At 52.1% G+C, this 20,921-nt stretch carries 17 protein-coding genes and 1 tRNA gene; 12 read left to right on the top strand and 6 right to left on the bottom strand.

The annotated features are described in order from the left end of the window. Nucleotides 1–33: 33 nt before the first annotated feature. From QW520_02785 to QW520_02775, 3 genes are all read right to left on the bottom strand, one after another. Nucleotides 34–525, bottom strand: coding sequence for a Toprim subdomain protein (locus tag QW520_02785; protein ID MEM0448729.1), 492 nt, complete (start codon nt 523–525; stop codon nt 34–36). A 168-nt stretch (nt 526–693) separates the two neighbouring features. After that, nucleotides 694–2,868, bottom strand: a complete 2,175-nt coding sequence (katG, locus tag QW520_02780; GenBank protein MEM0448728.1) for a catalase/peroxidase HPI — start codon at nt 2,866–2,868, stop codon at nt 694–696. Between the two features lie 625 nt (nt 2,869–3,493). Further along, nucleotides 3,494–3,847 (bottom strand): DUF167 domain-containing protein, encoded by a 354-nt coding sequence (locus QW520_02775; protein ID MEM0448727.1) that lies wholly within the window; start codon nt 3,845–3,847, stop codon nt 3,494–3,496. A 61-nt stretch (nt 3,848–3,908) separates the two neighbouring features. On the opposite strand from QW520_02775, the gene QW520_02770 reads away from it, so the two are divergent. The 5 genes from QW520_02770 to QW520_02750 all read left to right on the top strand — a co-directional run bounded on the left by QW520_02770 (nt 3,909) and on the right by QW520_02750 (nt 9,177). Beyond that, the gene (locus QW520_02770) at nt 3,909–4,739 is read left to right on the top strand and encodes a hypothetical protein (GenBank protein ID MEM0448726.1); all 831 of its coding nucleotides are present in this window, start codon (nt 3,909–3,911) and stop codon (nt 4,737–4,739) included. A 77-nt stretch (nt 4,740–4,816) separates the two neighbouring features. After that, nucleotides 4,817–4,890 (top strand) — tRNA-Lys (locus tag QW520_02765). A 207-nt stretch (nt 4,891–5,097) separates the two neighbouring features. Next, nucleotides 5,098–7,746, top strand: coding sequence for a hypothetical protein (locus QW520_02760; GenBank protein MEM0448725.1), 2,649 nt, complete (start codon nt 5,098–5,100; stop codon nt 7,744–7,746). A 385-nt stretch (nt 7,747–8,131) separates the two neighbouring features. Beyond that, nucleotides 8,132–8,893 (top strand): ATP/GTP-binding protein, encoded by a 762-nt coding sequence (locus QW520_02755; protein ID MEM0448724.1) that lies wholly within the window; start codon nt 8,132–8,134, stop codon nt 8,891–8,893. A gap of 29 nt (nt 8,894–8,922) precedes the next feature. Beyond that, entirely contained in the window at nt 8,923–9,177 is a 255-nt protein-coding gene (locus QW520_02750; GenBank protein ID MEM0448723.1) for a hypothetical protein, read from the top strand. A gap of 56 nt (nt 9,178–9,233) precedes the next feature. Here the strand turns inward: QW520_02750 and QW520_02745 are convergent, their stop codons facing one another. After that, nucleotides 9,234–10,451 carry a proteasome-activating nucleotidase gene (locus QW520_02745; GenBank protein MEM0448722.1) on the bottom strand — a complete coding sequence of 406 codons (1,218 nt, stop codon included), beginning with the start codon at nt 10,449–10,451 and terminating at the stop codon, nt 9,234–9,236. 333 nt (nt 10,452–10,784) lie between these two features. On the opposite strand from QW520_02745, the gene QW520_02740 reads away from it, so the two are divergent. Then, nucleotides 10,785–11,285, top strand: a complete 501-nt coding sequence (locus QW520_02740; protein ID MEM0448721.1) for a multiprotein bridging factor aMBF1 — start codon at nt 10,785–10,787, stop codon at nt 11,283–11,285. A 12-nt stretch (nt 11,286–11,297) separates the two neighbouring features. Here the strand turns inward: QW520_02740 and QW520_02735 are convergent, their stop codons facing one another. Beyond that, entirely contained in the window at nt 11,298–11,768 is a 471-nt protein-coding gene (locus tag QW520_02735) for a DUF2240 family protein (GenBank protein MEM0448720.1), read from the bottom strand. A gap of 19 nt (nt 11,769–11,787) precedes the next feature. Here QW520_02735 and QW520_02730 point away from each other — a divergent pair, with 19 nt between their 5' ends. From QW520_02730 to QW520_02705, 6 genes are all read left to right on the top strand, one after another. After that, entirely contained in the window at nt 11,788–11,937 is a 150-nt protein-coding gene (locus tag QW520_02730) for a hypothetical protein (protein MEM0448719.1), read from the top strand. Nucleotides 11,938–12,026: 89 nt separating this feature from the next. After that, complete coding sequence (gene thsB / locus QW520_02725) at nt 12,027–13,676, top strand: thermosome subunit beta (GenBank protein MEM0448718.1); 1,650 nt, start codon at nt 12,027–12,029, stop codon at nt 13,674–13,676. Between the two features lie 94 nt (nt 13,677–13,770). Beyond that, the gene (grpE, locus tag QW520_02720; protein ID MEM0448717.1) at nt 13,771–14,439 is read left to right on the top strand and encodes a nucleotide exchange factor GrpE; all 669 of its coding nucleotides are present in this window, start codon (nt 13,771–13,773) and stop codon (nt 14,437–14,439) included. Continuing rightward, complete coding sequence (gene dnaK / locus QW520_02715) at nt 14,417–16,291, top strand: molecular chaperone DnaK (protein ID MEM0448716.1); 1,875 nt, start codon at nt 14,417–14,419, stop codon at nt 16,289–16,291. Before grpE ends, dnaK begins: the two co-directional genes overlap by 23 nt. A gap of 8 nt (nt 16,292–16,299) precedes the next feature. Next, nucleotides 16,300–17,436 carry a molecular chaperone DnaJ gene (dnaJ, locus tag QW520_02710; protein ID MEM0448715.1) on the top strand — a complete coding sequence of 379 codons (1,137 nt, stop codon included), beginning with the start codon at nt 16,300–16,302 and terminating at the stop codon, nt 17,434–17,436. A gap of 84 nt (nt 17,437–17,520) precedes the next feature. Next, the gene (locus QW520_02705; protein MEM0448714.1) at nt 17,521–18,726 is read left to right on the top strand and encodes an MFS transporter; all 1,206 of its coding nucleotides are present in this window, start codon (nt 17,521–17,523) and stop codon (nt 18,724–18,726) included. 3 nt (nt 18,727–18,729) lie between these two features. Here the strand turns inward: QW520_02705 and QW520_02700 are convergent, their stop codons facing one another. Beyond that, nucleotides 18,730–20,919 carry a GAF domain-containing sensor histidine kinase gene (locus QW520_02700; protein MEM0448713.1) on the bottom strand — a complete coding sequence of 730 codons (2,190 nt, stop codon included), beginning with the start codon at nt 20,917–20,919 and terminating at the stop codon, nt 18,730–18,732. Nucleotides 20,920–20,921 lie beyond the last annotated feature (2 nt).

Raw genomic sequence — 20,921 nt, 5'->3', positions numbered from 1 at the left:
TACGAAATTAAAAATATTGCTGATGATGCATTCCTATTCCTTGCTACCCTTTCTGCCAGAACCAGATAATCGCTTACTGGTCGACCCGCTCACCCTCTGATCCTCGATTTGCACTTCCAAGACTTGAGCTTGGGACAGAGACACCAATCTGGTAAAGAAGGCAGGAAGAGACTCGATATCCTTTATCTCTGTCTTCACCAGGATCACGAGACGCATTCGAATCTGGTCGTCATAGGGCACGGCATTGGCCTTCAAAGCCTCCCTTAGCATGCGGGCCAGCTGGCCCCCCTTCCGATCCCAATCAGTTAGAATGATGGCTCCCTTTCGCTCCTTGGCTAGCCTCTCCGCGGTGGAAAATATGCCATTTGGTCCCTGAACCTGCCAAACCTCACCATCCACACCGAGCAAGGACATGGCAGCCCTGTCCTTTTGCCCCTCCACCAGGACCACCATGCTGTGGCTTCTTTCCCTCAGTTCATCGAGGATGGAAGTTAGCTCCTCTAAGGTGTCCTCGGGGTCTCTCATGAAAAACTCCTACCGTTTAGTAAATGATGACGGAATATTAATTGAGTGATCGGCTGTATAGACCTCCTGCTGCGGTCGATTCGTGCCAGGGCCCTGGCCAAAGGAAGGAGAGGCCTTTTCCAGTTTGAGGTTGTTTGAAGGGGAACACCGCTAGGGGTATCTATGGGCTCACCTCGGGCGGGGGAGATCGAACCTATCCAGGCTCATGACCTTATCCCAAGCCGCCACAAAATCCGCTACGAACTTCTCTTGGGAATCATGGCAGGCATAGACCTCGGCTATGGCACGGAGCTGGGAATGAGAACCGAAAATCAAGTCTACACGCGTACCAATCCATTTCAGCTCCCCTGTTTTCCGGTCTCGGCCCTCGAATGTATCGGGCTCCTTGGCTGAAGGCCTCCATTCTGTCCTCATATCTAGAAGGTTCACGAAGAAATCATTCGCTAGCGTTTCCGGTCTCTTGGTGAAAACGCCATGCTGGGAATTTCCATAGTTAGCGTTCAGGGCGCGCATTCCTCCTATAAGCACCGTCATCTCTGGAGCGGTCAAGGTCAGCAGCTGTGCTTTGTCCACTAGAAGGGCCTCTGCTGGGACTGAGAACCTAGCCCGTTGATAGTTGCGGAAGCCATCCGCGGCAGGCTCCAGCACACTGAAGGATTCGACATCGGTCTGTTCCGGCAAAGCGTCCATGCGTCCCGCAGTGAACGGGACTTTCACATCGTGACCTGCCTTCTTAGCTGCCTGCTCCACAGCTGCGCACCCCGCTAGGACGATCAGGTCTGCCAGAGAAACCTTCTTCTCCCCCTTCTGCGCGTGGTTGAATTCCCTTTGTATCTGGATAAGAATCTGCAGCACCCTGCTCAATTGCTCAGGCTCGTTCACGGCCCAGTCCTTCTGCGGTGCGAGGCGGATTCGTGCTCCATTGGCGCCCCCGCGCTTGTCGGATCCGCGGAAGGTCGAGGCTGAGGACCAAGCGGTATACACCAATCTGGAAATGGACAGTCCTGAGGTCATGATCTTACTTTTCAGAAATTCCACGTCCTCCTCAGTAATCAACTCGTGGTCGACTGGGGGTATCGGATCCTGCCATATCAGATCCTCAGCCGGAACCTCTGGGCCGAGATAACGCGTGCGAGGTCCCATATCGCGATGGGTGAGCTTGAACCAGGCACGTGCGAAGGCCTCGGCGAACTCCTCTGGGTTATCACGGAACCTCTTGGCTATGGGAGAGAGTACGGGGTCCATCTTTAGCGATAGGTCGGCAGTGGTCATCATGGGGGAATGCCTCTTGGAAGGATCGTGAGCGTCCTGAACGGTGGAGGCCGCCGCGGGATCGGTGGGTATCCATTGATATGCGCCGGCCGGGCTCTTCACCAACTTCCAATCATACTTGAACAATGTGTTCAGATATCCCATGTCCCATCTCGTGGGGTTAGGCTTCCAAGCCCCCTCCAGGCCACTGCTGATGGTGTCTGCACCCTTCCCGCTCCTGAAGCTGCTCTTCCAGCCCAAACCTTGCTCTTCTATGCCCGCGGCCTCGGGCTCGGGTCCTACGTGGGATGGAGGGCCCGCTCCATGACATTTACCGAAGGTATGCCCGCCGGCTATGAGAGCCACAGTCTCCTCTTCCGTCATCCCCATGCGCTTGAAGGTCTCCCGCACATCGCGACCTGAGGCCACCGGGTCTGGGACGCCATTGGGTCCCTCTGGATTGACATAGATAAGCCCCATCTGGACCGCGGCTAGAGGGTTCTCGAGCTCTCTCTCGCCGCTGTACCTCTTCTCCTCTAGCCATTTACTCTCGCTACCCCAATAGACTTCTTCAGGCTCCCACGCGTCCTCGCGTCCTCCTCCGAAGCCGAAGGTCTTGAAGCCCATCGATTCAAGGGCGCAGTTGCCAGCGAGGATCATGAGATCGGCCCAAGAGATCCTCCTCCCATATTTCTGCTTGATAGGCCAGAGCAAGCGCCTTGCTTTGTCCAAGTTAATGTTATCTGGCCAGCTATTGAGCGGAGGAAAACGCTGCTGCCCTGAGCCCGCGCCCCCTCTGCCATCACCCCTACGGTAAGTGCCCGCGCTATGCCAGGCCATGCGGATGAACAATCCGCCATAATGTCCATAGTCAGCGGGCCACCAATCTTGGGATTCGGTCATCAACGTATAGAGATCTTCTTTCAATGCCTTCAGGTCGAGCTTCTTGAACTCCTCAGCGTAGCAGAAATCCTTGCCCATGGGGTTGGACAAGGGACAGGGCTTATGCAAGATGCTGATGTCCAGCTGATTAGGCCACCAGTCTCGATTCGATCTCTTCGGCTTCTCAATAGGTGTATTCTCCTCTCTCATTTCCATACTGCTCCAGATATTTGACAACAGCTCGTTCATTAAGATTGAAAACGATTTTCTGCGGTCGTGATATCATTGCGAAACGGCATTATTTAACAATTATTATTATTGAAAATGGAAACCTCAAAAGAATCGTAATCGGGAGCTTTAGCGTTTAAAATCTTGTTCAAAGCTTCATATTTAGGACCACATAGAAAAAGTCGCTACCTATCAAGTCCTTCTCGGCGGCAAGATAAGCATTTCTACCTAAGTAAATTTTCAAATAGACATAAATGCACATCTAACTAATTGCAGGGTGGCATTGTTTAATACCTCCGAGGTGCCAGAAAGATACGGTAATGCTCAAGAAGACAAACTATCCCCAAAGACAATATCGTTTTGACTCAAACATGAGTCCATTAGGAAATGACATTACTGGATGGGGGTTTGATGGAGTTTGTAGATGAAAAGGTTGATGTAGGACAGACTTGGAAGGTCATCTCAGTCTCTGAGTGTATTTTCACCATCTAACGATTAAATGTGTTTTGAGTTCTGGCAAATCATTCCTATTTGCAACATATTGAGCGTTAATTGAGGTTTGAATCTATAATAGCCTAAGTCCAGGAAAAATTTTTCAGAAGGCGGTCTAACTCTTTTTTGTCGAAAGCGCCTCGACCATCCTCATTGCCTTTTCCACCGAAGTCGATATGAATACGGTTTTTTGCCTAGAGGAATGTCCTCGCACAATCTCCACAGGTGTTGAGAAGAGCCTGCTCAATAGTGACACCAGCTCCTGATTCGCCTGTCCCTTTTCTGGGGGAGAGCAAACCCTCACTAACAATCTCTTTCTCCACTCATCAATACCTACAATCTCGCTCCTAGCGCTTGAGGGGGAGACGATAATATCGAGCTCTACTCCTGACTCTTTTTCTCTGAGAATGGAATGAGCGTCCACGGAATCATAGAAGGAGTATGCGGGGAAATAGGTTTTCCGTTTCATATGCACAAACGAATAAAACAAACCCTAAACCATCAAATATCCTCATTCAAATGTGTCTTTAATGCCACCGCCTCTGGAACCACTCACCTATGAGGACGTGACCAACGTTTATAGGGAGGAGAAGAAGTCAGCCAGTCTGACCTCGCTAAGGCAGGACTTCTACTCAGCGCTGAGAACGCTAATGGAACAGTTGCGGCGGGAATACGAGAAAGAGGCGGCAATAGATTCTTACGGAGCCAAGGCAAGACAACTCAGTCAGATGATCTCCAAAGTACGAGAGAAAGCCTTGCAAATATTCGATATCAGGGCTGATAAGATCATGCACATGGCCGTCTTGGCTGCTGCTGGCGGTAAGGTGGAGCAAGCGCGCCTGACAGATGAGGAAAGAAGGTTGTTCGAGACCGCTTTGGCACAGGTGCAAGGGATGCGAAACGGTCTCTTGGATCTTCCCCGACCTGCCTATATCCCCCTCTCTCGCTCAGCACAGACATCTCAAGTAAGTGAAGACAAGGTCCAAAACATAAGAACGGAAGAGCCTAAAAAAGGCTCTCAACCAACCATCCCCTCTCCTTCGCCCTCCGAACAGGTGGAGGTCATGCTGAAGGAAAGCCCTCCTCCTGAGATGGATGAAGCAAAACCTTTGAGCATAGAAAACATCGATGCTAGAAAAGAGGTATTGGAAGCATCAGGCTTGTCAGCAAAAGCTTCCATGCCTTTAGGCCGAAATTCCGATGAGGTCCTGGTTCGCGTGTTGGAGAACATTCCCCCTTTCACGACCACCTCAGGGGTATATGAGTTGAGCAAAGAGGACATCATCACCCTTCCAAGCAAGATAGCGAAGGCCTTGATCAAAAGAGGCAAGGCACAAGAGATAATAATTGATAAAGGATAATTGTCCAGGCGAATTCATGATCACATCACAACTAATACGATATCTTTATTAACGGCAATCCTATTTGGCGCAAGCACGGGCCCGTAGCTCAGCTAGGTAGAGCAATCGGCTCTTAACCGATGGGCCGTGGGTTCGAATCCCACCGGGCCCGCTCTAAGAAATACCCTGTCATCTTATTTTTTAGTGCCGAATTCGGAATTATATGAGTTTTCCTGTCTTCGTGAATCGAGCGTATTTCAATCTCACAAATAATCCAGAACCTTAATGACTGAACCCAAAATGAAATTCGAGCATTCTCTCAATCGATAATGCTATTATTCACTTGGATTCTATTCTTATTTCAGGGGGAGGGGCCTAGTTGAGAAAACAGCTCCTTATCACGGTATTCCTTGCTTGGCTGGTCTTAGTTTCGGTCATCGACTTGCCACAAGTGAAAGCGGAATCGGCAGCGTATTCTTGGACGGATCACATGGACTACTTTACATTTGAGGAGATGGAGGCCTCTGGCTGGACTGTAGGCGTCCCTCAACATACCTACCTAAATCATAGTTGTGTGGTCTTGGAGATGACTGCAGAGCCCCCTACCTACATCTCTCATAGATTGTTCCCTCCTGGCATTTTTGAATGGATGGCCGAGGTCAGAGGGATGTGGATTGAACAGTTCGGTCCTGGAAAAGGAGCCATAGGCATAAATGTTGTAACAGAGGGCCATAACTACGGCTGGGCACTCGATGGATATTATAGCAATTTCGCTTTGTATAGGGACAACTCAGTAGTGATGCGCTGGGGCCAGGTGGTCTTAGAACGCTACCGCTGGTACACCATGACCATGACCATGGTTGAAAACGTCCTCTCCCTTTATCTCGACGGGGTTCTTATTGAAACTTACATTGAGACCGATGCGCCTTCCCAGGCGATCGGCATGGACTCAGTATCCCCCTGGCTATCCACAACCCAATACGACTATTATCATTTCGAGGAAGTGAAGAAGGACAGTGCGAGCTCCACTTGGGCGTCCTGGAGGAGTGTGGTCGGTGGTCCAGATAGCGATGCGGGTTTCAATGCCTTGGCCACAGAGGATGGAGGATATTTGGTTCTTGGTATTACAAAGCCAGTAGGTTCGAATCTGAATCAGTATGACACTTATTTGATAAAATATGACCACTCTGGCAATGTGCTTTGGGCTCAGACGTATGACAATGGGGGAGGCGATTATACCTATGGCTTGACCAGGACGTCGGATGGAGGATTTGTGGTGGCTGGGGCCTCTTGGAGCAGCGACTTGCAGCAGTACAGAATTTGGCTTTTCAAGACGACCATTGATGGCGCCATGCTATGGAGCAGGACCTTAGGGACAGGGATCAATGACGTCGCCTTTAGTGTTGTCCAGACTTCTGATGGCGGCTTCGCTGTTACGGGATATAGGAGTAGCTCAGATCTCTATCTTATAAAAACCAATGATATTGGGATAGTAGAATGGGAGAGGACGTTTGGTGGCGCGGGGAGAGATTGGGGGAAGAAAGTTATACAGACATCGGATGGGGGCTATGCCATATCAGGTTGGACGCAATCATTTTCTGACACATCTCGAGCTAACTTGCCTAAGGCTTATCTTATCAGGACAACAGCTAACGGAACTCTTCTATGGCAGAGGTATTTCGGCCCGGGATCGACCTATGCTTATGATGTTATGGAGCTAACGGATGGGGGCTTCATTGTTTCTGGACATACAGATGGGATGGGAAGCGGAGGCAATGACCTCTATGTAGTAAGAACAACGACTCAAGGAGAAATAGTGTGGGAAAGGGCTTATGGAGGCCAAGGCGAGGAGCTAGGATCCTCCCTCTTCAAAGCGGCAGACGGCTTCGTGCTGGGCGGCTCGACCACCTCATTTGGCTTATCTAGCATCTACCTGGTTGGAGTGGATGGGCAAGGAGAGAAGGCATGGGAGGCTAGCTTCGGAATGCCCGGACTCCCGGTCTCGGGCTCTGTGGCGGTCCAGAGATCGGACGGGAGCTATTTAGCAGTGGGCCACACCAACACTTATGCGAGTGGCTCAGACGATGTTTTCGTTATGTGTATAAGGGGCGCATTAGGTGAAATCCCGATTCCATCTCGTAGAGATGCTAGCCAACAAGTTATTGGCACGGTCGGTGCGGTGGTGGTGGGGTCAACTGTCGGACTGCTTGCGGCAGCTGCTGCAGGCTCTGCCTCTAGTTATGCAAGCGGCTCCGCCGCAGGTTCCACTCATTCCTCGGCAACTTCACGGTGGCTGGGAAAGATCGCTGCCGGCTCGAAAAAACTGCTCCCCCTCGATAAGATTGAGGATTTCGTGGAGGGTTATGCACGATTCCAATCTCGTGCTTATCTCATGAAAGCGGAGAGCAAATACAGGAAGCAATTAGCGCAGCATAGGCCTCCTTTCCTAATGGGCTTCTCACTCAGGGAGATCATGGTCGTGGCTGTGGCCTCTATCCTACTGGGCTTCGCTTATATGATAGCGAAGCGGAAGGATCTGTTGGATCCCAATACCATATTGGTCTTTGTCCTCGTGGCTGGTTTCGCTATTCTATTACATGATCTGACGCACAGGTACGTTGCCTCTAGGTATGGCGCAGTGGCGGAATACAGATTCTGGGGATTAGGCATGGTGCTGATGGTGATCACCTCATTTTTCTTCGGTCTGGTATATGCTTATCCTGCCAAGACGGTCATAAACGATCCGAAAAAACTCACTCCCAAACAGCAGGCCATAGTGTTCGGAGCTGGCCCACTCGTGAGTCTAGGCGTCTTCAGCATCTTCCTGTTATTCATTCCTTTGGGAGGCTGGTTCCTCCCTATTGCCATACTGGCATGCTCCATGAACCTTTTATCTGCAGTATACAGTTTCATGCCTTTTGAGCCTATGGATGGAAGGCAGGTATTGAAATGGAAGAAATTGCTGTGGGTGGCTATTTTCCTTCCTCTTTTAGCTATATTCTTTCTGATGTCCATTTTCGTTTTTTAATCCATTAAAGCTCCAAACCTTTTTCTTAGCTTAATCAGTAGCAATTTATGAGAGAGTATAAAACAAGCGAAGGAAGTGTCCATTGAAGCAGTCTAAAAATTTTGTTTGATATGCGATTCATTTTTGAATTTTTATAAGATATGTTAATTTTAATAGAGTTAAAGAATTAAAGAAGTTACAATCCTTATAAAACTGGAAGATTTTACAAGTCTACATCTGTGTCGTAACTTCTGGTCAAAGGAATGCACAAATTACAGCAAAAAGTAATTCAATCGCCTTCATAATGAGAAAAGGCTTTGCTTACCTACTAATGCCTATCGTTTTACGCTTAACCTTTTTAGCCTGAATCCCTCATGGAGCTTCGTAGACCCTTTGGAGGCAAAAGATGAATATCTACTTCATAGGAACAGCGGGAAGCGGCAAATCCTCCCTTGTATGGGCCTTCAAGGAATGGATGACCCTGCAGGGTTTGGATTGCATAACTGTCAACCTAGATCCTGGAGCTGAATACATACCCTACGACCCAGACGTCGACATTCGCGATTGGGTGCGGGTAGAGGAGGTGATGAAGGAATATGCCCTCGGCCCCAACGGTGCTCAAATCGTCTGCGCTGACATGATGGCTCTGAACGTAAAGGAGTTGGCCGAGGTTATAGAGGGTTTCAAGGTCCCTTATGTACTCATAGATACGCCAGGGCAGATGGAGCTCTTTGCCTTCAGGCAGTCTAGTCAGGTGATAGTGGATGCCTTGGGCCGAGAGGAATCTTTCCTGGTTTTCCTCTCCGACCCTGCACTCGCCAAAACACCCAATGGCTTCGTCTCCACCCTCATGCTCGGCGCCACCGTCCAGTTCAGATTTAGCATCCCCTTCCTGAACGTTCTGTCTAAGGCTGATACCCTGGAAGAAGAGCAATTAAGGCAGCTGGAGGAATGGGCGAATGAGCCGGAGTCGCTCTTCGCCGCCCTGACCCAAGGGGATTTCAGTGCTCGCAACATCCAAAGCATCGAGTTCTTGAGGGCTATGGAGAGCGTGGGAGTATATCGTGAGCTCACTCCCGTGTCCGCTGAGACTCCCTTCGGAATGGAGGATATTTATAACGCTGTGCAGCAGTATTCGCAGGGTGGAGAGGATTTGAGACCGGATTGAAATAGTAATAAGAACTTTATTTTTGCGATATGGCACGTATGGTAGTAGTACAGCAATGCCCTCAGTGCAAGAGCACGAACGTTTTCTATGATTTAGGTGGCTTGACCGGAAGGGTTTATCGTTGCCATGATTGCGATTACATAGGGCCTGTGATAATCGAAACGGAGCTCAATGAACAAGAGGTCAAGGAATTGGAAGAAGCAAGAAAAGTTTTGGGGAAAAAGGACGAGGAGGGTAACAGAGCCAATAGTCGCAGAAGATTTTTCGGGCGTTTTAAGAAATGATATGCACCCCAAAGAAATGAAAAATGTGGTTAGGTAAAAAAATTTGAGGCCCGAGATCAGGCGAACATGACGCCCGACTCGGTGCATTTAGGTTCCTCTATCTCCAGCACCTTGGCGATGGCCCTCTCGAAATCGCACATGCTTACCGATTCGCGATTGTCACGAATGGCGAACATTCCAGCTTCGGTACAAATGGCCTTGATATCGGCTCCGGTGGCACCCTCTGTCTTAAGGGCCAGATCAGCAGGGTTCACGTTGGGGTCTATGGCCATCTTGGACATATGGATGCGGAATATTTCCTTCCTGCCCTCATAATTGGGAATCGGCACCTCGATTATGCGATCGAATCGCCCAGGGCGTAGGAGAGCCTCATCCAGAATGTCCGGTCTGTTGGTGGCGCCTATGATCTTCACATCACTGATGGGATTGAAGCCATCCAGCTCGGCCAGCAGCTGCATCAGTGTGCGCTGTACCTCTCGGTCACCTGAGGTCGCTACCTCCAACCGCTTGGCCCCTATGGAATCCAGCTCATCTATGAATACGATGCTTGGAGCCTTCTCCTTGGCCAGCTCGAACAGCTCCCTCACCAAACGCGCCCCCTCACCGATGTATTTCTGCACCAGCTCGCTTCCCACGAACCTGATAAAGGTGGCGTTCGTCTGGTGAGCTACCGCTTTAGCGATCAGAGTCTTTCCTGTTCCTGGAGGTCCTACCAACAGCACACCCTTGGGAGGCTCTATGCCCACCTTCTTATAGAGTTCTGGTCTGAGCAGGGGGTCTTCCACGGCCTCCCGCACCTCCAGGATCTGTTCATCCAGGCCACCTATGTCCTTATAGGATATAGACGGCTTTTCAATTATCTCGGCACCGATCACGATGGGATCAAGGGAGGGTGGCAAAACGCCCATTACCGCCAGCGTTTGCTTGTTGAGCGCCACCCTTGCCCCCACCTCAAGCTCCTCGGGCGGGACGTACTCCGACGTGGAAACAATGAAATCTGGGCCAGTTGAGCTCTTCACTATAACCCGCCCATCCGCCAAAATATCCTTAATGGCGCCGATGATCAGGGGGGGCGATTTAAGGCGCTCCATCTCAGAACGCATTCTTTTGAGCTCTTTCTGAAGGCGGAACAGCTCGCTCTCGACATAGCGCTTCTCCCCCTCAACGCGCCTGATCTCATCGAGAAGCTCGGTATTCCTTCGCTCCAGGACCTCTATCTTCTCGCGCATCTCATTCAGGAGTTCTTCAACCTGGGGCTCCTTCGTGTGCTTCACCTCAACGTATGATTTTACTTCTCAATATAAAGAGGGCTGCTATTTGAAATCTTCTAAAAGAGCCTCCTTAACCAGCATCCCTATCGATAAGGATAACGAACTGTGAGAATGACACCTGGCATTGTGGTTTTGTTTAGTTTTGAGAATAAATTTTATATTATCAAATAGGATAATTATTTAGGAGTTCTAGAGGCTGCGAGGGGTCGGTCCCAATCTCAATCGAGTTTACCGCATATCCTGATTTCATATAATATCTTGATTTCATATGTGTACATCAGCAATTATTTCAGCAACTATTATCTATGGACTTGGAATTGAGTAGAGGCGATTAGGATGATATGCGAGCTTTGCGGCAAGGAGGTGCAGGAGACCAGGTCCACTTGGATAGAAGGGGCGCAGATGAAGGTCTGCAAGGAATGCCAGCGATTCGGTGACAAGGCCAAGGTTGGACCGAAACCATCACCGACTAAAGTTGTCATCGCCTCCCGCCTGGAGCAACGTGAGCGCCGCATGCGACCCAAGGACATTTACAAGGAGGAGGAGGTCTATGAGCTGGTGGACGACTATGCCGGCCGCATCCGGAACGCTCGCAACGCCAGAGGTTGGAAGACGGACCAGCTCGCTGCCAAGATAAACGAGAAGGCTTCCACTCTCTCTAAGGTGGAATCTGGCAATCTGAAGCCAGACGATGCGCTGGTAGCCAAGTTGGAAAAGGAGCTAAACATCGTTCTAATCGAGAAGGTGCCGATGATAAAACCGGAGGCCAAAAGCCCAGCTTATGGAGGAGGACTCACCATCGAACACATCCTTAAGCAGGCCAAGAAGAAGGAATGAGAATAACTGAAGTCATCCTCGGTTCAGGATCTCTGCCTTTACTCTATCTATGAAAGGCATGATATCGATTCCCAGGTCCTTGGCCAACGCTAGGGCCGCCACTTCTATATCAACTCCTAACCTATCTTGGAGCTTATTGACTCGAGCTACCAGATCGCGCTTTTTTAGCCCTGTAGAGATGGCCATGGAGTCCAATATCTGGCCGAACAGTGAGACGTCTGGCTGAACATCTTTCAAAATATCCTTGCAGGGGCGGTAGTTGATGGGGACCTCTATGTTCTTGTAATCGAAGGTCGGTTTAACCATCCCCTCGGATCGCTCCAACAGGCCTCGCTTGACGCCTATTTCCAGCAAAGTCTGTGCCTCCTTGGGCGAGAACCAGCGAAAGTCCATGCTAGCCGAGAAAACGAATTCCTTTTCGGAGAGAATCTGCTTCCCCTTGCGCTTGAAAAGCAACGCAAGGCAGGTCTCGAGGTCTCCCATATATATCCAATATGGGAGAATGACAGACCTGATAAAGAACTATCCCTTTTTCGCAGATTCATTCGCCATCATTTACCTCACCAGAAATCAAGAGGCTGGGATGGCTTGGCCTATTGACATCAGGGCTAGTTCGGAGATTCTGGAGTCCTGTCCTTTCTCATCTTTGTAGAAATGATTATATAGAAGAACAAACATCCTACTGCCCGCTAGCTAGGAGCTAGATATAACATATTTGTAAAAATAACTGGAGGTAGTGACATGGGAATGGGTCAGACACCGATACTCATCCTCAAGGAAGGGACCAAGAGGGACAAGGGCAAGGACGCTCAGTACAACAATATCATGGCGGCGCGAGCCATCGCTGATGCGGTCCGCAGCACCCTCGGCCCCCGTGGGATGGACAAGATGCTCGTCGACAGCCTGGGAGATGTCGTCATCACCAACGATGGCGTTACCATCCTGAAGGAGATCGACGTGGAGCACCCAGCGGCCAAGATGCTGGTCGAGGTCGCTAAGACACAGGACGAGGAGTGCGGCGACGGCACCACCACCGCCGTTATATTGGCCGGCGAATTGCTCAAGAAGGCCGTGGATCTCATTGATGCTAATGTCCACCCAACCATTATCAGCGCTGGCTACCGCATGGCTGCCAATAAGGCCTTGGAGGTCATGGAGGAGGTAGCCGAAGACGTGGATGTCAAGGACAAGGAGACCCTGAGAAAGATCGCGATGACCTCTATGATGTCCAAGTCAGTAGTGGGAAGCAGGGAGCACATGGCAGATGTAGCTGTGGGCGCAGTCCTGAAAGTGGCGGAGAAGACCAACGGCAAGTGGGTGGTGGACACTGACAACATCCAGGTGGTCAAGAAGCAGGGCGGCTCCATGGACGACACCATGCTAATCGAAGGCATCATAGTGGACAAGGAGCCAGTTCACCCAGCCATGCCGAAGAAGGTGACCAAGGCGAAGATTCTGCTCCTGGATGCAGCTTTGGAGATCAAGAAGACGGAGATTGACGCTAAGATCGAGATTACAGACCCCTCGCAGATGGCCGCCTTCCTCCAAGAGGAAGAGCGCATGCTCAAGGACATGGTGGCCAAGATCAAGAAGTCAGGTGCCAACGTGGTATTCTGCCAGAAGGGCATCGACGACTTGGTGCAGCACTTCTTGGCCAAGGAGCAGATCTATGCCGCCAGGCGCGTGAAGAAGAGCGACATGGAGAAGCTCGCTAAAGCCACTGGCGCTAACATAGTCACCAAGCTGGATGAGCTTGACTCCGATGACCTAGGCAACGCCGAGCTGGTGGAGGTGCGCAAGATCCAGGAGGAGGAGATGACCTTCGTCACTGGATGCAAGAACCCCAAGGCCGTAAGCATTCTCATCCGCGGAGGTACCGAGCATGTGGTGGATGAGATCGAGCGCTCCCTGGAGGACGCTACCTCGGTCGTGGCCGTAGCCATTGAGGACGGCAAGATGATCACCGGAGGTGGTAGCACCGCGGTGGAGATAGCGCTTAGGCTGCGGGAGTACTCCGCCTCAGTGGGAGGCCGCGAGCAGATCGCCATCGATGCCTATGCCTCTGCCCTGGAGGTCATCCCCACCGCTCTAGCGGAGAACGCAGGCCTGGACCCCATTGACATCCTCATCGAGATGCGCAAGGCGCACAAGAACGGCAAGAAGCACGCTGGCTTGAACGTCTACGAGGGCAAAGTGGACGACATGCTCAAGCTGAATGTGCTGGAGCCCTTGCGCGTGGGCAAGCAGGCCATCAACTCAGCCACCGACGCCGCCATCATGATCCTGAGGATCGACGACGTGATCGCTGCCAAGGGCGGTGCCCCAGCTGGCGGTCCGGGCGGTAAGGGCGGAATGCCAGGCTCGGATGAGGGCTTGGGCGACATGGACTGAGGGCCAATCTCTTTGAGGGGGCGCAAGCCCCCTCCTAACACCATTAAATTCACATTCTGACGTTCAACATGAATGCATCCTGGGGTCGAGATTCATGTCCGAGGGCGCAGCGGAACTCGTAAAGCAAAATGAGAAATCGGAAGTCGGTCGATGCTTAGAGGACCTTAAGAAGGAGGTAGAGTCCCTCCGCGCCCTCTTGGAATCAGAGAAATCCCGTAGCAAGGAGTGGGAGAACCTAGCGAAGAGCGCACAGGCAGAGCTAGAGGACCTTAAGAAGGAGGTAGAGTCCCTCCGCGCCCTCTTGGAATCAGAGAAGACTCTCAGCGCGGAATGGGAGAACCTAGCGAAACGCATACAGGCGGAATTCGATAACTACAAGAAAAGGGTGAAGCGCGAGAAGGAGGAATGCATCAAGACCTCCAATGATCGCCTGGTGTGCGATTTATTGGGCACCTTAGATGATTTGGAAAGAGCTCTGTCCTCTAATGTAAATGAAGAGGATTTACGTCAAGGCATCAAACAGATTCAATGCAACCTTCTCTCCGTTTTGCGCTCGTATGGCTTAAGAGAGATGCCTATGGATTGCAAGTTCAATCCCTCCTTCCATGAGGCCTTCGCAACGTGCGAGGGGGAGGAGGGAGTGATTTATGAGACCTATCAGAAGGGCTATTTCATGGGAGATCGCGTAATAAGGCACGCCAAGGTGAAGGTAGGCAAGGCCAAACAGGAAGGTGATCAAAATGTCCAAGATAATAGGGATTGATCTAGGAACCAGCAACTCTGCCGCCGCAGTCATGGAGGGCGGCAGGCCGACCATCATACCTAGCGCAGAGGGGACCAGTCTGGGAGGGAAGGCCTTCCCATCATATGTGGCCTTCACTAAGGACGGCCAGCTCCTTGTGGGAGAACCGGCCAAACGCCAGGCGGTCTCCAATCCGGAAGGGACGATCTCCGCTATCAAGAGGAAAATGGGGACGGATTACAAGGTACGGGTGTTTGGAAAGGAGTATACACCACAGCAGATTTCCGCCTTCATTTTGCAAAAGATAAAGAGGGACGCTGAGGCTTATTTAGGGGAGACGGTGTCCAAGGCGGTTATAACCGTTCCTGCTTATTTTAACGATAACCAAAGACAGGCGACAAAGGACGCAGGTACTATCGCTGGCTTAGAGGTTGTGCGCATCATTAACGAGCCTACCGCCGCCGCTCTAGCCTTCGGCCTGGATAAGGGCGATAAGGAGCAGAAGATAATGGTCTTTGACCTTGGTGGAGGGACGCTGGACGTCACCATCATGGAATTCGCTCACGGAGTGTTCGAAGTGCTGTCCACCTCAGGCGACACTCAGCTAGGTGGAACAGACATGGACGAGGCTTTGGTGAAATATGTGGTCAAGCAGTTCCAGAATGAGACTGGCGTCGACCTCACTAAGGATAAAATGGCCATGTGGAGGGTGCGAGAGGCATGCGAGAAGGCCAAGATTGAGCTCTCCTCCACCCTTACCACCGAGATCAACCTCCCCTTCATCAGCGCCGATGCCAGCGGTCCCAAGCACCTCTCTATGAACATAACCAGGGCGAAGCTGGAGGAGCTGGTGACCCCTATAGTGGAGAGGTGCCGCGGTCCCATGGAGAACGCCTTGAGGGATGCCAAGCTGACGGCGGATAAGATTGATGCCGTAATCTTGGTGGGAGGCCCCACCCGCATGCCGATAATACAGCGCTTCGTGGAATCTATCGTAGGCAAGAAGATTCAGAGAGGCGTCGATCCCATGGAGTGCGTGGCTATGGGGGCTGCGATTCAAGGCGCAGTGCTATCTGGCGAGGTCAAGGACGTCCTGCTCCTCGACGTGACGCCACTTTCCCTGGGCATAGAGACCCTTGGAGGCGTGACCACCAAGCTCATCGAGCGCAACACCACCATCCCCACTAGGAAATCACAGATATTCACCACTGCGGTGGACAACCAGCCAGCGGTGGAGATACATGTGGTGCAGGGGGAGAGAGAGATGGCCGCGGATAATGTCTCCTTAGGCAAGTTCCAACTCACTGGCATCCTGCCGGCCCCGAGAGGAGTGCCTCAGATAGAGGTCACCTTCGATATCGATGCCAACGGCATCGTAAACGTGAGCGCCAAGGACCTGGGCACGGGTAAGGAGCAGAAGATTACCATTACCTCCGCTAAGAAAATGACCAAGGAAGAGGTGGAGCGTGCCATAAAGGAGGCGGAGAGATTCGCCGAGGAGGACAAGAAGAGGAGGGAAAAGGTGGAGACCATAAACCAAGCCGACTCCCTCATTTACAACACCGAGAAGACCCTCGTGGAGCACGCGGATAAAGTGTCCTCCGAGGAAAGGGAGAAGATTCAGAAGGCCATCGCGGAACTCAAAGAGGCGGTCAAGGGAGGGGACGTGGCCAACATCAAGGCTAAAATGGATGCGGTCATGAAAGAGATGTACGCGGTATCGGCGCGCATCTATGCCGCGAGTTCCAAGAAGGACGAGGGCCAGCAAGGCGCCGGGCCCGGCGCCGGCTCCCCGCCACCGGGTGATGGCGGGCAAGGAGGCAAGGGCGGCTATATGGACGCTGACTATAAAATAGTCGATGAGGATAAGTAGCCCCTTCCATGGCCGAGAAGCGCGATTACTATGAGGTCCTAGGGGTACCCAGGAACGCCACCCTAGAACAGCTTAAGAAGGCGTATCGAGAGCTGGCAAGGAAATACCATCCAGACGTGACTAAAGAGGATAAGGCTCAGGCCGAGGAGCGCTTCAAAGAGATATCCGAGGCATATGAAGTGCTGGCGGACCCGGAGAAGCGCAAGCTCTATGATCAATATGGCCATCAGGGTTTGAGCGGTCAGTTCTCCAATGGGGGCTTCCAGTGGAGCGATTTCACTCACGCCTCCGACCTTAGGGACATATTCGGAGACCTCGGCTCCTTTGGCTTTGGGGGCAGCATCTTTGATATGTTCTTCGGTGGAGGCCGAGGAGCCTCCGGGCCTCATAAGGGCCAATCCCTGCGCTACGACATCGAGATCAGCCTGGAAGAGGCGGCCAGTGGAGGTGAGAGGGAGATATCCGTCCCTCGCACTGTGAGTTGTGAGGCCTGCAGGGGAACCGGGGCCAAAGATGGAAAGGTGCAGAGCTGCCCTTCCTGCGGTGGTCGAGGCCAGATCCAGAACGTGCAGCAGCGCGGCTATCAGCGCTTCGTATCCATAACCCCTTGTCAGAGATGTCGTGGCAGCGGGAAGGTGTTCGAGCATAGGTGTCCTGTGTGCGATGGCAGAGGGATGAAACTATCCACCTCTAAGTTAAAGATAGAGATTCCGCCAGGCGTGGATTCAGGTATGCGTCTTCGCTTGGCGGGCGCGGGCGATGCCTCCCCGGATGGCGGGCCACCAGGTGATCTGTATGTGGTGGTACATGTCAAGGAGCACGAGCATTTCAAGCGTGATGGAGCCGATCTCTGGCTGGATATGCCTGTGGAATACTGGGAGGCAGCTCTGGGAGCAGAGGTAGAGGTGCCTACCTTAGAAGGGAAGGCAATGCTGTCCATCCCTGCTGGGACTCAAGATGGAACAGTCTTTCGCATGAAGGGCAACGGATTACCGCGTCTAGATGGACGGGGGAAGGGGGATCAATTCGTGCGCATAAGCATCAAAGTCCCGCGCAAGCTCACCTCGGAGCAGAGGGCTCTGTTGCGCAAATTGGCGGAGCAGGAGCCTAAGAAGAGCTTTCTCGACCGCCTCAAGAAGAGTTAGGCAGTTTAATTGATATCATGCGGCAGGAAATTGTTATCAAGGGCCACAGCTTCGCTTCTCCATCTCAATGTGGAGGTGAGGAGCATGCCCCGCATCAGAATCGGCTTCGATCGCAGGATTTGGGTCCTATTCTGGTCCCGATTGATAGATGGAGCTGGCTTCTCTATAGTCTATCCTTTCTTAGCGCTCTATATGAATCAGCAGCTCGGCGCATCCATGACCTTGGTAGGGGTGGTGCTTCTCGTGGCAGGTGTGGCGGGGGCAGCCGGAAGTTTGGCGGGAGGAGTATGGGCGGACGCGTATGGCCGACGCAAGGTGATGGTGGTTTCGATGATCACGCGCACCCTCACCTTTCTTTTAATAGCTCTCTCCGTGGCCTTATTTCCTGATCTGATGCTCGTTTCTGTACTCTTGGCATTCAATTTCTTCCTTGGGGGGACCTTCGAGCCTGCTAGCAATGCCATGGTGGCCGATGTGGTGGAACCGGCAAGGCAGCTAGAGGCTTATGGCCTCATGCGCGTGGCCTGGAATCTAGGGTTCGCAGCGGGCCCAGCCATCGGTGGCTTATTAACCTCGCTTTCCTACGAACTCGCCTTCTTATCTTCTGCCTTCGTGTCTTTGTTGGCCGCGCTCATCGTCATGCTCTATCTGAGCGAAAGCAACATGCTGGTATCTAAGGCAGAGCGGAAGCGCTTGAGCCTGGACTTTAGCGGAATAAGCCTCTCTTTCCTCACCTTCTGCGCTCTCTGCGTCCCCCTCTTCGTAATGGCGGGCCAATTCGGTACCACCTTCCCAGTATTTGCTAATGATAGGCTGGGAATAGGCCAATTCGCTATCGGCCTGGTCTTCGCCCTGAACGGGTTGATGGTGGCGCTCCTGCAGATGCCTCTGGCCAGATGGCTCTCGCGCTACAATATGTTCGGTTCCATGTTCTTCGGGACGTTGATATATGCCGTAGGCTTCCTCAGTCTAGCCTTCATCTGGGAGGAATGGGGGCTGGCAGCGAGCATGATCGTCATCACACTGGGTGAGATGGTGGTCACTCCCGTCTCCACCAGCCTCACTGCGGCCTACTCTCATGCCGAGGATCGTGGGAGGCACATGGGCATCTTTGGTCTCATAGCCTCGATGGGATGGTTCTCATCCTCCTTGGTGGGAGGAGTGCTCTATGATAATCTGGAATCAAGCATCATGCTGTGGGGTGCCTTGGCCTCCTTGGGAGTGGTATCAGCAGCGGGAATGGCATTGCTTCGTCTACGCCAGCCAATTCCAAGCGGCGATAATGTTTGAGAATCAGGCAGGGAGGAATCCAAGGGAGAACGTCGCCCCACGCTCAGACTCTACGAAGCGGGCCCAGCCACCATAGCGTTCCATCGTTCTCTTTATCCAGAAAAGCCCCAGGCCCGTGCCCCGCACCTGACCATAGCTGAACCCCTCTTGGAATAGGCGTGGTCTGATCTCAGGCGGTATGCCACGTCCATCATCGGAAATCAACAGCTCCACGAATGGTCCTTGCTGTCCTATGATGAAGTCCAGGTTCTTGGCCTCCCCATGCTTAACTGAATTTCTCGCCAGATTATCGAATATAGAATTGATGGCGTAATCCGCCAGCACTTTCCCCTTTCCTTTAATGTTGTAATTGATCTGATGATGGGCCATGGCCTCTTTGATGGCCTCCTCTAGCTCCACCGCGAACAATCCTTTGCTGGACTGAAGGAAGAGGTCCAGCTCTTTGAAATGTTCCAGGATCTCCACCAATCGCGCCGCGGAGCGCTTGGCTCTCTCTAAGTGTTTATTATCTCTCTTCATTTCATAAATCTGTAAAGAACCTGTCAGCACCATGAGCTCATTGCGTATGTCGTGGCGAAGGACCTTGTTACTCATGCTCACCGCCTCGGCCATATCTGCCAAATCCTCCTGATTCTTTTTTTTCTGCAGCGCAAGGCTGATGGTCTGTCCCAGGAAGCGAAGGAGATTGGCCTCATCCGCTTCAAAGTTCTGCGAGGGGCGCGTGTGCATCATGCATACCAGTCCCTGCTGCTTCCCGTCCCCGGCCAAAGAGGTAAGCGCCATGCTGCGCGCGCCTGCTCGACGGAAAGGTTCAATTTCCGGCCCTAGGCCTTGGTCTGTACTATCCAGGTCCATCAAGCGCACTGTGCCCTCGGCTTGCAAGCTTTCATTAAGCCACCCTCTCTTTGTTATGGCAATCTGTGAGAAAAATTCCTTGGCGGAGGGGATTTCGGGGGAATGCCATTCATGCGTCACGCATAACTTGGTCATGTCGCGGGAGAATCTGAAGAGCAGAGCTCGTGATGCACCCATGGCCTCTGCCGCACGTCCTAGGGCATCATGCACGCCTTTATCGAATTCCTGACGAGCGAATAGTCCTTGGGAAATCTCTAGCATGGTCCTCTCCAAAGCGAAAGCTCTCTCCATCTCTCGTTCGGCCTCTCTCAGAGATTGATAAGTCCTGGCGTTGGCCACGGCCAAACCGAAGATAGTGGACAATTGCCAAGCTAACTCCAGATAACTTTTATGGAATTCTGGAGCGGCTAGATGGCGCAGACAAGCCACACCAACGGCTTGATTCTTATCCTCTATTTTGAGCTTGAATCCCTCGCTGGCCTCGTCCCACTCGCCGGCATGGGAAAGAACGTCCTCGGGGGTCAAATCTTCTACCTTCATCAGTTCCCCCTCGGCATAATCGAAGACCAACACCTCACCTTCCTCCGTGATAGAGTAATAATCTGCCTCTGCGGGGGAGAAGAGCATACTCAACACATCCATGATAGAGCCTATCACCTCGGATTCGTTATTGCTATGACTCATCTTCTGCAGCAGATCAAGAGCCAGGGCGTAGTCAGAGCGCAGACGTGCTTGAGCTTTTGCTTCCAGACGAGCCCTTTCCAGTTGTCCCAGTAGAGCCGTTTCCATGAGGGCTCGGGAGAGCTGCAACCGCAGGTAATCCAGATCGCAGGGGATGAGGTATATCGGCGAACGAGACAATGTCTTTACATCTTTTAGCTCGTTCACAAGGTCCTCATGAGTTCCTGTATCGAGCACTATGGTCTCCCTATCCGCTGCATCATCATCCTCATGCAGGAGCCATGGAGGTGCCATCGCACCGCTCTCCTTCCACTTTGACAGCATTCCTGGGGTGAGTAGGGCTGCTGCCTTTCTCCTCAGCTCTTTCAGTCGATGGGGGCCGAGCAAGAGCTCCGCACACTCACCCACGGCGACGAAGATCCAATGCGAAGGGATATTTGGGGGAGCAGCGGTGAGAAACTCAGAGCCCAAGATCACCACCTCAGCATCATCCTTCAACTTATCAAGTTCAGCCTGGAGCGCCTCCATCGGGCTACAAGGGACGGGGGGCCATGTAGGGTAGGCAATGACTTCTACCTCCTTCCTATTTTCCAACTTAAGGGCTGATGTCACCTCTTGACGCAGAACATCGCCAACGAAGACTTTCGTACCGCCCATAC

The sequence above is a fragment of the Methanomassiliicoccales archaeon genome (genome assembly GCA_038740345.1).
In the GTDB taxonomy this organism is placed as follows: Archaea; Thermoplasmatota; Thermoplasmata; order Methanomassiliicoccales; family UBA472; genus JAJRAN01.
Note: the sequence above shows the minus strand (reverse complement) of the source record. Positions and strands in the feature narration are given on the sequence as shown.

Bases quoted from the DNA above. Each gene is read 5' to 3' on its own strand.
- QW520_02755 (MEM0448724.1), top strand. From the start codon at position 8,132: ATGAATATCTACTTCATAGGAACAGCGGGAAGCGGCAAATCCTCCCTT.
- dnaJ (MEM0448715.1), top strand. From the start codon at position 16,300: ATGGCCGAGAAGCGCGATTACTATGAGGTCCTAGGGGTACCCAGGAAC.
- QW520_02750 (MEM0448723.1), top strand. From the start codon at position 8,923: ATGGCACGTATGGTAGTAGTACAGCAATGCCCTCAGTGCAAGAGCACG.
- dnaK (MEM0448716.1), top strand. From the start codon at position 14,417: ATGTCCAAGATAATAGGGATTGATCTAGGAACCAGCAACTCTGCCGCC.
- grpE (MEM0448717.1), top strand. From the start codon at position 13,771: ATGTCCGAGGGCGCAGCGGAACTCGTAAAGCAAAATGAGAAATCGGAA.
- thsB (MEM0448718.1), top strand. From the start codon at position 12,027: ATGGGAATGGGTCAGACACCGATACTCATCCTCAAGGAAGGGACCAAG.
- katG (MEM0448728.1), bottom strand. From the start codon at position 2,868: ATGAGAGAGGAGAATACACCTATTGAGAAGCCGAAGAGATCGAATCGA.
- QW520_02770 (MEM0448726.1), top strand. From the start codon at position 3,909: ATGCCACCGCCTCTGGAACCACTCACCTATGAGGACGTGACCAACGTT.
- QW520_02775 (MEM0448727.1), bottom strand. From the start codon at position 3,847: ATGAAACGGAAAACCTATTTCCCCGCATACTCCTTCTATGATTCCGTG.
- QW520_02705 (MEM0448714.1), top strand. From the start codon at position 17,521: ATGCCCCGCATCAGAATCGGCTTCGATCGCAGGATTTGGGTCCTATTC.
- QW520_02735 (MEM0448720.1), bottom strand. From the start codon at position 11,768: ATGGGAGACCTCGAGACCTGCCTTGCGTTGCTTTTCAAGCGCAAGGGG.
- QW520_02740 (MEM0448721.1), top strand. From the start codon at position 10,785: ATGATATGCGAGCTTTGCGGCAAGGAGGTGCAGGAGACCAGGTCCACT.
- QW520_02730 (MEM0448719.1), top strand. From the start codon at position 11,788: ATGACAGACCTGATAAAGAACTATCCCTTTTTCGCAGATTCATTCGCC.
- QW520_02700 (MEM0448713.1), bottom strand. From the start codon at position 20,919: ATGGGCGGTACGAAAGTCTTCGTTGGCGATGTTCTGCGTCAAGAGGTG.
- QW520_02785 (MEM0448729.1), bottom strand. From the start codon at position 525: ATGAGAGACCCCGAGGACACCTTAGAGGAGCTAACTTCCATCCTCGAT.